The sequence below is a fragment of the Nocardioides sp. genome, assembly GCF_035429765.1.
In the GTDB taxonomy this organism is placed as follows: domain Bacteria; phylum Actinomycetota; class Actinomycetes; order Propionibacteriales; family Nocardioidaceae; genus Nocardioides.
In genome coordinates this window covers 1-8,740 of record NZ_DAOMFK010000127.1, presented here as the reverse complement: position 1 = coordinate 8,740, position 8,740 = coordinate 1, and the positions used below count along the sequence as shown (strand labels likewise).

The following is an 8,740-nucleotide window of genomic DNA, read 5'->3' as shown; positions in this document are numbered from 1 at the left end:
TCGGGCGGATCCGGGATCACGGGTTCTGGGGGCGCACATGAACACGTTTGGCCACTCGCCGCAACGATTGCGCCTTGGGGGAGTGAGGGCGGCCATCCGGGGCGCCACCAACCCAAGGAGATCACCATGGTTGCCCCCATCACCCGACGCCTCGTCTCGATCGGCGACGCGGCCGACGCACTCGCCGTCTCGACCCGCACCGTCCGCCGCTACATCTCCGACGGCCAGCTCGAAGCCGTTCGGCTCGGCCGCAAGACGCTGCGGATCAAGGTCGACTCGATCGAGCGGTTCATCGATGCCCGGCCGGTGGGCAACTGGCGATGAGCTTTCAAAGGCTCAACCGCGGACAGGGCGCGGGCCGGGAGCGGCCAAACGGGGCTGTTCCTTGTTCCCCATATGTTCCCGGAAACGGGAAGAGACCCTCAAAAGGGCCTCTGACCTTGGGTTTCTCTGTGGGCGATACTGGGTTTGAACCAGTGACCTCTTCCGTGTCAAGGAAGCGCGCTACCACTGCGCCAATCGCCCGGGACCTACGAGGTGGGTACGGGATTTGAACCCGTGTACACGGATTTGCAGTCCGTTGCCTCGCCTCTCGGCCAACCCACCGTGGATGGGTCTGCCGAGACCCGCTCCGAGCGGACGACGAGGCTCGAACTCGCGACCTCAACCTTGGCAAGGTTGCGCTCTACCAACTGAGCTACGTCCGCCTGCACGCCGTGACCGGATGCCCGCCCACAGGTGCGATGAGAACCCTAACCGATGCGTGATCCGGACCCCAAATCACCCCCCGGCGGGCGTGTTGGCCGTCGGGAGGGCGCGCAGACGGCCTCCTAGACTCCCGCTATGCGCGCCTGGGTCAACGGCCACCTGCTCCCCGATCCCTCCGGTCCCGCTCTGCCGGTGACCGACCACGGGTTCACCGTCGGGGACGGAGTGTTCGAGGCGGTCAAGGTCCTCCCCGCGGGCCCCTTCGCGCTCACCCGGCACCTGCGGCGGCTGGCCCGCTCGGCGCGCGGGCTGGGACTGCCCGACGTCGACGAGGCGCAGGTCCGGGCCGCGGTGGAGGCCGTGCTGGAGGGGCAGGAGATCGATCGGGGGCGGCTGCGCATCACCTACACCGCCGGCCCAGCCCCGATGGGCTCCGGGCGGGGCGACGCCGCGCCGACGCTGGCCGTCGTACTGGACGAGTTGCACACCTGGCCCGAGACCACCGCGGTGGTCACCGTCCCGTGGCCACGCAACGAGAGGGGCGCGCTCGCCGGCCTCAAGACGACGTCGTACGCAGAGAACGTGATCGCCCTGGCCCACGCCCAGGAGCGCGGCGCGAGCGAGGCGGTGTTCGGCAACTGCGCGGGGGACCTCTGCGAGGGGACCGGGTCGAACGTGTTCTACGTGGTCGACGGCGAGGTCCGGACGCCGACGCTGGCGTCGGGGTGCCTGGCCGGGGTGACCCGCGGCCTGGTGCTGGAGTGGTACGGCGGCCGGGAGGTCGATGAGCCGCTGGAGGCCGTGCGGGCGGCGGAGGAGGTCTTCCTGGCCTCGACGACCAGGGACGTGCAGGGGGTGCACCGCTGGGACGATCTCGAGCTGGTGGCACCGGGGCCGGTCACCCGCGAGGTCGCCCGGGTGTGGGCGGAGCGGGAGCGGGACGACCTCGACCCGTAGGCCCGGATCAGGCCGAGGGGAGCAGGGAGTCGATCAGCGCGTCGACGTCGATGCGCTCGGTGCCGAGCGGGACCATGGCCAGCGAGCGGGTCAGGAAGCGGTAGACCTCTTCGGTGTGGGCGTGGGCCACGAACGAGCCCGAGTTGGACTGGAGCTCGATGACCACCACCGCGCGGCCCTGGAGGTCGATGCTGGGCCAGATGTGCACGTCGCCCTCACCGATGGGGGAGGTGAGGCCGCTGATGAGCAGCTGGCGGTGGAACACCCAGGGGACGTCGCCCTGGCGGGTGTGGAAGGTCATGGTGATCGCGAAGGGGTCCTCGCAGTCGTAGGCGAGCTGCGCCTCGAGCTGACGAGAGGTTCCAGCCAGGTCCACGCAGTCCAGCATGATGTCCTGGGTCATCGCGGTCACCATCGGTCGGCTGTCGGCCATGGGGGCCACCTCCTTCGCACTCCGTGTCTTGCCTTTCGCAAGAGAGACGCCACGCCGCGGGGGCCATGACGCCTTTCGGCTGGATTCTTTCCCATGGCGGACCGCTACGCTCGGAAAACCACACGAACGGCGGCCAGAGGAGAACGGTGACCGACGACACGACGCGTTCGGATCGTGGCGTCTGGAGACGGATTCGCGAGGCATCCAGTCGTCTGCACGTCCATTTGCACCGCAATCCGATCACCGGGCTGGTCACCAAAGTGGTGGTCACCATCTTCGGCGTGTTGGTCATCGGGGCTGGTCTAGTCATGATGGTGACCCCCGGACCGGGACTCGTGGCGATCCTGGTCGGCCTCGGCATTCTCGCCACGGAGTGGCACTGGGCCGAGCGCTGGATGCGGGCGATGAAGGACAAGGCGCGCGAGGCGGCCGACAAGGCGCGCGACCTCGACCCCGCCGTACGCCGCCGCCGCATCGTGCTCACGCTGCTCGGTGTGGTGCTGGTGGTCGTCGCCGTGGCCGGCTACGTCGCGACCTTCGGCTGGCCCGAGGTACTCGTGAGCGTGTGGGACTGGGTGCAGGGTCTCAGCGATGCGGTGCCCGAGCTGCCCGGAATGTGAGAAGGCCCCGGGCATGCGTTAGAGTCGCGCTGCGCGGCGGCTGCTCCGGCCGCGGCGACCAAGGGCGATTGGCGCAGTGGTAGCGCGCTTCGTTCACACCGAAGAGGTCACTGGTTCGAACCCAGTATCGCCCACCGACGCATGCACCCCGGAGTTCCGGGTAGTGCACTAGCGCAGGGGTCCGTCGGTTCTCGGGAGTCCCAACCAGCCCGGCGGGCTCCTGCCCCTCTTCCGCCGGCGGTTGGCCGTTCCCGTTGACACGCGGTGACTCCGTGAGCAGGCTGAGGCGAGGCACTGGCGGGGGTGGAGAGGCCGAGGTGGACATGTCGCAGTTCGGGAAGCTGTTCCGGCGGACCACCCAGGAGGTGGCCGACCTGACGGGACGGACCGAGGCCGAGGTCGATCTCGTCCTCGGCGCAGCCCTGGTGGCATTGGGGACCGCGGCCGCGCTGCGGGTCCTCATGGCCCTCGTCAACCTCGGCGCCGAGGCCGGCGGCAGAGCCTGGTCGGGCTGACCACACCGCCGCGCCTGTCGAGATGACTGCCGACGGGCGGCCCGGCCCGCCTCATAGGGTGACGGCGTGGCCCTCGCCGTCTGCCTCCTGCTGGACGACCGCGCCGACGCGGCCGTGCGCGGGCTCTGGCGGCGGCTCGAGGAGGCCGGCGTCCCGTCCATGCCGTCCCACACCCACGGCCACCACGTCCCGCACCTCACCTACGTGTCGCTGCTTCGCTACGACCTCGCGACGGTGACCGACGCGCTCGCCGCACTGCCCGAACGACCGGCGCTGCCGCTCTACTTCGACGCGCTGGGCAGCTTCCGCCGGTCGCGCTGCTGGCTGGCGCCCGCGGTCACCCCCGGGCTGGCCCCGAGGCACGAGGCGGTGGTGTCGGCGCTCCTGGCGGTGGGGGCGCAGCTGCACCGCAACTACCGGCCCGGGGTCTGGACCCCGCACGTCACCCTCGCCCCGCGGCTGCACCTCGACGACCTCCGCACCGTCGCCGCGACGGTGTACGACGTGCTGCCGCTGACCGCGACCGCCACCCGGGCGGCGCTGATCGACACCAGCACCGGCAATCGCTACCCCCTCCCGCACCTGCTGTGAGGGCCACCTCCGCGGGGTGACCCGGGCCCCCGACCAGGCCTAGGGTGAAGACGTCGGAAGGAGCGGCGATGGCGCGGCGGGCAGCGGTCGTGGTCGGCGCCGGGGCGGTGGCCGGCGGGCTCACCGCCGCCAGGGCGAGACGGTGGTGGCAGGGGCTCCCGGAGGCGCGGACCGGCCGGTTCGCCAACGGCATGGAGTACGCCCGCTGGGGGGACGGGCCGCGGCAGCTGCTGTGGATCCCCGGTGGCCCTGGCAGCGAGGTGCCCCGCGGGGCCTTCGGCAGACTGTCGGCCGCCCAGCTCCGGCCGTTCCTCGACGAGGGCTTCACGGTCTGGCAGGTGACCCGCAAGCGGCAGATGCCGACCGGGTACACCGTCGCCGACATGGCCGACGACCACGCGACGGCCATCGAGCAGGAGCTCGGAGGGCGCGTGGAGGCGGTGGTGGGGCTGTCCTACGGCGGGATGATCGCGCAGTACCTCGCCGCCCGGCATCCCGACCGCTTCGACCACGTGGTGGTGGCCCTGTGCGCCGGGCGGATCAGCGACTGGGGCCGCGACGTCGACCACCGGTGGGCGCTGGCGCGCGCCGAGGGACGCTACCGCGACGCCGGGCTGGTGATGGCCGAGTACATCTTCCCCGACGCGGAGCAGGCACAGGCCCGCCGACTCGTCGGCCCGCTGCTCGCGCGTCTGTTCGCCGGGGAGGAGGTGCCGGCCGGCGACCTGCTGGTCGAGGCGGAGGCCGAGCTGGCGTTCGACGCCCGCGAGGTCCTCCCGCAGATCGGCGTACCGGTGCTGCTGCTGGCTGCGGAGGAGGACCTCTTCTTCCCGCCGGACCTGGTCGCGGAGACCGAGCGGCTGATCCCCGACTGCACCGTGGTCAGCTACCACGGGATCGGCCACCTGCGCGCGGCCATGAGCGACCGCCTGCCGCGCGACGTGCTCGCGTTCGTCGACCGTGGGTCCGCAGGGGTCAGCGCGCCGGCTCGCTGACCACGAGCTCCTCTCCGACCCGCACCGTGCGGTAGCCGTCGCCGAAGGCGCCGGCGAAGGCGTCCAGCGTCCACTGCGTGCTGTCGTGGCCGGACAGCGCGACGAGGGCCGGCCCCCGCTCACGGATCGCCGAGATCACCCGGCGCGCGTCGTCCTCGCCGAGGGGTCGCCACGGCCAGCTCGGGCTGCCGAGCACCGCCTGGGGCACCAGCGGCGTTCCCCAGGCGTGGACCGGCAGGTGCAGGCCCCCGATCACGGCGTGCACGGGCGCGTCCGCGACCCGCTCGACGGAGGCGAGGGTGCGCTCGATCTGCGGGTGTCCGCAGCCGGTGAGGAGCACCAGGCCGCGCCGCGCACGTTGACCACCAGCGCCTGCTCGGCCACGGGTCCGAGCCAGAACAGCATCCGCGGAAGCGGTGGCAGCACCGCCACCCCGGGGCCGATCACCCGCGCCCGCTCGACGACGGCGACGTCGGCGCGGGGGTGGCTCATCTCGGTGGGGACGTACGCCGGCAGGGAGCTCGGCAGCTGCTGCTCGGCGCCGAGGGTGAAGGTGTGCCGGAGCTGCGAGGCGGCGCCGCCGACGTGGTCGGCGTGCAGGTGGGAGAGCACCAGGCAGTCGAGGTCGTCGAACCGGACGCCGAGGTCCGCCGCGTTGGCCTCCAGCGCCGTCCGGCCCTTGCCCAGACCCAGACCGGTGTCGAACAGGAGCGTCAACCCGTCGGCCCGGACCAGGTAGGACACCCCCGCCTCGCCACGGAGCGTGTCCCGCGCGGTGTGCCGCTCCACCAGGGGCAGCACCGACAGCCGACCGACCTCGCCGAGGTCGGTGAGTCTGGTGTCAAGCTCGGCGGTGGTCTCCCGGTCCTCGCTGCGCCGCCCCGCGGCGTACCTCCCCGCCAGCGCCCCGGCCAGCGAGGCTGTCACCGCGAATGTCGTCCGTGCTCCACGCATCCTGACCACCTACTGGTGCGTACGACGTGCCTGGTGCGTCGTACGCACCAGTATCCTCCGGTCCGGCCCGAAACCGCTGTGCGCTGCCTCGCACCCCGTCGATACCATCGAGCCTGCCCGCGGCGCCGCCGCACCACACCACCAGGAGCCCCTTCCGTGCCCGACATCAAGGTCGTCCTCGTCCACGCCGACGCGCGCGAGGAGCGGACGGTCACCACCGGCACGAAGGCCTGGGAGCTGTTCGCCGACGACCCGTCGGTCATCGCGGCCCGGGTCGACGACGAGCTGCGCGACCTGGCGCACGAGCTCAGCGACGGCGCCGTCGTCGAGGCGGTGCCGATCGACACCCCGGACGGGCGCAACATCCTGCGGCACTCCACCGCGCACGTGCTCGCCCAGGCGGTCCAGGAGCTGTTCCCCGAGGCGAGGCTCGGGATCGGGCCGCCGGTGGAGAACGGGTTCTACTACGACTTCGACGTCGAGACCCCGTTCGTCCCCGAGGACCTCGAGAAGCTCGAGACCCGGATGCGCAAGATCGTCAAGGAGGGCCAGCGGTTCTCCCGCCGGGAGGTCTCCGACCACGACGCGATCGCCGAGCTCGCCGACGAGCCCTACAAGCTCGAGCTGATCGGGCTCAAGGGCTCCGGCCACGCCGCGCAGGCCGCGGAGGGGGCCAGCGTCGAGGTCGGCGCCGGCGAGCTCACGATCTACGACAACCTGCGCCGGGACGGCTCGCTGGCCTGGAAGGACCTCTGCCGGGGCCCGCACCTGCCGACGACCAAGCGCATCCCGGCGTTCAAGCTGATGCGCACCGCCGCGGCGTACTGGCGCGGGGACGAGAAGAACAAGCAGCTCCAGCGCATCTACGGCACCGCCTGGGAGTCCAAGGAGGCGCTGGCCGAGCACCTGCACCGTCTCGAGGAGGCCGAGCGTCGCGACCACCGCAAGCTGGGCCGCGACCTGGACCTGTTCAGCTTCCCCGACGAGCTCGGCTCCGGGCTCGCGGTCTTCCACCCCCGGGGCGGGGTGGTGAAGCGGGTGATGGAGGACTACGTCCGGCAGCGCCACATCGAGGAGGGCTTCAGCTACGTCGGCACCCCCCACATCACCAAGGAGGGGCTCTTCCACACCTCCGGGCACCTGCCGTACTTCGCCGACACCATGTTCCCCCCGATGCACATGGAGGGGGCGAGCTACTACCTCAAGGCGATGAACTGCCCGATGCACAACCTGATCTACCGCTCGCGCGGGCGGTCCTACCGCGAGCTGCCGCTGCGGCTGTTCGAGTTCGGGACGGTCTACCGGTTCGAGAAGTCCGGCGTGGTGCACGGCCTGACCCGGGTGCGCGGTCTCACCCAGGACGACTCCCACTCCTACTGCGCGCCGGAGCAGGCCGCCGACGAGGTCAAGCACCTGCTCGCTTTCGTGCTGGGGCTGCTGCGCGACTTCGGGCTGGAGGACTTCTACCTGGAGCTGTCGACCCGGGACGACACGAAGGACAAGTTCATGGGCTCCGACGAGCAGTGGGAGAGTGCCACCCGCATCCTCGAGCAGGCAGCCACGGAGACGGGGCTGGAGCTGGTGCCCGACCCGGGCGGGGCCGCGTTCTACGGGCCGAAGATCTCCGTGCAGGCCAAGGACGCGATCGGGCGCACCTGGCAGATGTCCACGATCCAGTACGACTTCAACCAGCCGGAGGGGTTCGGGCTGGAGTACCAGGCCGCCGACGGCTCCCGCCAGCAGCCGGTGATGATCCACTCCGCGAAGTTCGGCTCGCTGGAGCGATTCTTCGGCGTACTCGTCGAGCACTACGCCGGCGCGTTCCCGCCCTGGCTCGCGCCGGTGCAGGTGCAGGCGATCCCGATCGCCGAGCGGCACAACGAGCACCTGTACGCCGTGGCGCGGCGGATGCGGGAGCTGGGCCTGCGTGTCGAGGTCGACGACTCCGACGACCGCATGCAGAAGAAGATCCGCAACGCCCAGCTGCAGAAGGTCCCGTTCATGCTGATCGCCGGCGACCAGGACGTCGAGGCCGGCGCGGTCTCGTTCCGCTACCGAGACGGCCACCAGGACAACGGCGTCCCGGTGGAGGAGGCCATCCGGCGTGTGCAGGCCGCGGTCGCCTCGCGCGAGCAGGTCTGATGGGTGACACGGTGCACCAGGACGGCCTCGGGGAGCCCGACGCCCTGGACCGTCTCTGGACGCCGCACCGGATGGCGTACCTCAGGGGCGAGAACAAGCCCGCGGACGAGACGCCGGGGGAGTGCCCGTTCTGCCGGATCCCGCGGCTGCCGGACGAGGAGGGGCTCGTCGTGCACCGGGGCCGGCTGACCTACGCCGTGATGAACCTCTACCCCTACGCGTCGGGGCACCTGATGGTCTGCCCGTACCGGCACATCGCCGACTACACCGAGACCACCGACGAGGAGGCCGCGGACATGGCCGACCTCACCCGCACCGCGATGCGGGTGATCCGGTCGGTGTCAGGCGCCCAGGGCTTCAACGTGGGGATGAACCAGGGCTCGGTCGCCGGGGCCGGCATCGCCGCCCACCTGCACCAGCACGTGGTGCCTCGCTGGGGAGGGGACACCAACTTCATGCCGGTCATCGGCCGTACCAAGACGCTGCCTCAGCTGCTCACCGAGACCCGGGCGCTCCTGGCCGAGGCCTGGCCGCTCGGTTCGTGACGGGTCGCGGGCAGTCTGTGACGGGTCGCGCGCAATCTGTGACGGGTCAGCTGCCGTTTGTGACGGGTCGGCGCAGGGTGCCGCGGGCGGTGGCCTCGCGGTAGCGCTCCCGGACCGAGGCGACCACGGGGGAGTCGTGCACCTGGGTCCCGGGCAGCGGCCAGTCCGGCAGTGACCCGGTGAGCGCCCAGGCGGCCTGCCGCGCGGCGCCGCGGGCGACGTACTCCCCGGGCCGCGGGACGTGCACCGGCCGGCCCAGCACCGTCGGGGCGATCGCGCG

11 protein-coding genes, 4 tRNA genes and 1 pseudogene are annotated in these 8,740 nt (G+C 71.6%); 9 read left to right on the top strand and 7 right to left on the bottom strand.

Annotation, left to right across the window (positions count from 1 at the left end):
* The first annotated feature begins 126 nt into the window (after positions 1–126).
* A complete protein-coding gene (locus PLP61_RS11815) occupies positions 127–324 on the top strand; it encodes a helix-turn-helix domain-containing protein (RefSeq protein WP_324502914.1) in 198 nt (65 codons plus the stop codon).
* A 129-nt stretch (positions 325–453) separates the two neighbouring features.
* On the opposite strand, the gene PLP61_RS11810 is transcribed toward PLP61_RS11815, so the two are convergent.
* The 3 genes from PLP61_RS11810 to PLP61_RS11800 form a co-directional block, all read right to left on the bottom strand.
* Positions 454–525, bottom strand: a tRNA-Val gene (locus tag PLP61_RS11810).
* Positions 526–535: 10 nt separating this feature from the next.
* A tRNA-Cys gene (locus tag PLP61_RS11805) sits at positions 536–606 on the bottom strand.
* Positions 607–634: 28 nt separating this feature from the next.
* Positions 635–707: transfer RNA gene (locus PLP61_RS11800), tRNA-Gly, on the bottom strand.
* A 136-nt stretch (positions 708–843) separates the two neighbouring features.
* On the opposite strand from PLP61_RS11800, the gene PLP61_RS11795 reads away from it, so the two are divergent.
* The gene (locus PLP61_RS11795) at positions 844–1,665 is read left to right on the top strand and encodes an aminotransferase class IV (RefSeq protein ID WP_324502913.1); all 822 of its coding nucleotides are present in this window, start codon (positions 844–846) and stop codon (positions 1,663–1,665) included.
* Positions 1,666–1,672: 7 nt separating this feature from the next.
* On the opposite strand, the gene PLP61_RS11790 is transcribed toward PLP61_RS11795, so the two are convergent.
* Positions 1,673–2,098 (bottom strand): SsgA family sporulation/cell division regulator, encoded by a 426-nt coding sequence (locus PLP61_RS11790; RefSeq protein WP_324502912.1) that lies wholly within the window; start codon positions 2,096–2,098, stop codon positions 1,673–1,675.
* Between the two features lie 146 nt (positions 2,099–2,244).
* Here PLP61_RS11790 and PLP61_RS11785 point away from each other — a divergent pair, with 146 nt between their 5' ends.
* The 5 genes from PLP61_RS11785 to PLP61_RS11765 all read left to right on the top strand — a co-directional run bounded on the left by PLP61_RS11785 (position 2,245) and on the right by PLP61_RS11765 (position 4,819).
* Positions 2,245–2,718: a PGPGW domain-containing protein gene (locus PLP61_RS11785; RefSeq protein WP_324502911.1), complete on the top strand. Its 474-nt coding sequence runs from the start codon at positions 2,245–2,247 to the stop codon at positions 2,716–2,718.
* A 62-nt stretch (positions 2,719–2,780) separates the two neighbouring features.
* A tRNA-Val gene (locus PLP61_RS11780) sits at positions 2,781–2,852 on the top strand.
* Positions 2,853–3,035: 183 nt separating this feature from the next.
* A complete protein-coding gene (locus PLP61_RS11775) occupies positions 3,036–3,233 on the top strand; it encodes an RRP12 family protein (RefSeq protein WP_324502910.1) in 198 nt (65 codons plus the stop codon).
* Between the two features lie 66 nt (positions 3,234–3,299).
* Positions 3,300–3,824, top strand: coding sequence for a 2'-5' RNA ligase family protein (locus PLP61_RS11770; RefSeq protein ID WP_324502909.1), 525 nt, complete (start codon positions 3,300–3,302; stop codon positions 3,822–3,824).
* Between the two features lie 68 nt (positions 3,825–3,892).
* Positions 3,893–4,819: an alpha/beta fold hydrolase gene (locus tag PLP61_RS11765; RefSeq protein WP_324502908.1), complete on the top strand. Its 927-nt coding sequence runs from the start codon at positions 3,893–3,895 to the stop codon at positions 4,817–4,819.
* On the opposite strand, the gene PLP61_RS11760 is transcribed toward PLP61_RS11765, so the two are convergent.
* The gene (locus tag PLP61_RS11760; protein WP_324502907.1) at positions 4,800–5,084 is read right to left on the bottom strand and encodes an MBL fold metallo-hydrolase; all 285 of its coding nucleotides are present in this window, start codon (positions 5,082–5,084) and stop codon (positions 4,800–4,802) included. The genes PLP61_RS11765 and PLP61_RS11760 overlap by 20 nt on opposite strands.
* Positions 5,072–5,773: an MBL fold metallo-hydrolase gene (locus PLP61_RS11755; protein WP_324502906.1), complete on the bottom strand. Its 702-nt coding sequence runs from the start codon at positions 5,771–5,773 to the stop codon at positions 5,072–5,074. The genes PLP61_RS11760 and PLP61_RS11755 overlap by 13 nt, the downstream gene beginning before the upstream one ends.
* Before the next feature lie 156 nt (positions 5,774–5,929).
* On the opposite strand from PLP61_RS11755, the gene thrS reads away from it, so the two are divergent.
* A complete protein-coding gene (gene thrS / locus PLP61_RS11750) occupies positions 5,930–7,915 on the top strand; it encodes a threonine--tRNA ligase (RefSeq protein ID WP_324502905.1) in 1,986 nt (661 codons plus the stop codon).
* Complete coding sequence (locus tag PLP61_RS11745) at positions 7,915–8,460, top strand: HIT family protein (RefSeq protein ID WP_324502904.1); 546 nt, start codon at positions 7,915–7,917, stop codon at positions 8,458–8,460. The genes thrS and PLP61_RS11745 overlap by 1 nt, the downstream gene beginning before the upstream one ends.
* A gap of 46 nt (positions 8,461–8,506) precedes the next feature.
* Here PLP61_RS11745 and PLP61_RS11740 read toward each other — a convergent pair.
* A pseudogene (locus tag PLP61_RS11740) lies at positions 8,507–8,740 on the bottom strand (hypothetical protein); the annotation flags it as partial.